Consider the following 1,255-nt stretch of genomic DNA (forward strand, 5'->3'; position numbering starts at 1 on the left):
TGCAGTTCACTTTAGTTTTAATATTTTTTTATAAATGGTTTAAAAAGACGATAGGATAAAAATATAAGCTCAAAAATAAAAAGATTTGAACATTGCGTTTTTCTAAAACAAACCCTTTTGCCCTTACCTCTTAAAACTTTTTAAACTCATGATAAATGCTATGGATCTTGCTTTTTACGTTTACCGATTATGCCGTCCTTTATAGACGAGACCTCCTAATCCTAGTACTGCAAGTATGAGCGCTTCTAAACCAAAGGATTGTAGTTGTTCACCTGTTTGTGGGAGGGTTGCTTTGTCATTTTTGCTTCTTTCACCTTCTTTTATCGACTTCTTCTCTTTGTTTTCGTCCCCTTTTAGTTGACTTTCGACCTTTTGCTCCTCTTTATGTGAAACTGGCTCCTTATTGATAAGACCTTCTGATGAACCTGAACTTGTATTTGTTCCTTGAGGCTGTTGCTTACTTGCCCCTGTATCTGCATCTGCTTTAAAGTTTACAGTTGCCAAAATCCGACTAATAGCAGCTTTGTTTGCTGGTTTCAACTTAACAATCTTAGCAGTGTTTAAGATTATTTCTGTCACTGCTTCTGCCTCAGAATCTGGTACATGCCAATGTTTTGGAACAGAATACAGTGTAATCGTTCCATCTCCATTATCTGCATAATCAATCACTGTCTGATAGGCATAAGACCGCTTGGAATCTTCGTATAAATGGTAGGTTACACTTGGATAGGATTTCCCAATACCATTGTGGTAATTAATCGGCGTCCCTGCTTCCTTACGATAGAACGAAAACGGATACTGTCCATCTGTCAAGCTATACCAAACCTGAGCGGCCAAGATTTGCTCATCCGTATACCCTGGAAAATCTTTGGCTGTGAAAATTTTATTGTCCAATACTTCTGTGATTGGTTTACTACTATCGGTAGATGGTGTTACACTTGGAATTGTCGAATCAGCCTTGTTTTCTTGATCACTAAAAAACAGTCCAATAAGCCAGACTAATCTGGTCAAACTGAGCTAATTTCTCCGTCAAGATAAACTGAGATTGAGCAAGAGGTAAGGTTTTACTAATTTTTGGATCCGTCGAACTTGACAAAGAACTTCGTATTGTAAATTAAGAATGAGCAGTTCCATCCCCTCCGGGAATGGTGTTTTATCATGATAACAAGTATTCATCTAAAATCCAACAGTTTTTAACACTCTCAAAATCAAGAGAAAAAACCTAAAAAGATTGTCCTAAATCAAGAGGACGGCA

General features: G+C 37.3%; 1 protein-coding gene. It reads right to left on the reverse strand.

The annotated features are described in order from the left end of the window. Positions 1 to 180: 180 nt before the first annotated feature. A complete protein-coding gene (locus STRDD10_RS09895; RefSeq protein ID WP_067195673.1) occupies positions 181 to 1,011 on the reverse strand; it encodes an LPXTG cell wall anchor domain-containing protein in 831 nt (276 codons plus the stop codon). Positions 1,012 to 1,255: the final 244 nt, after the last annotated feature.

This window comes from Streptococcus sp. DD10, assembly GCF_001578805.1.
Taxonomy (GTDB): Bacteria; Bacillota; Bacilli; order Lactobacillales; family Streptococcaceae; genus Streptococcus.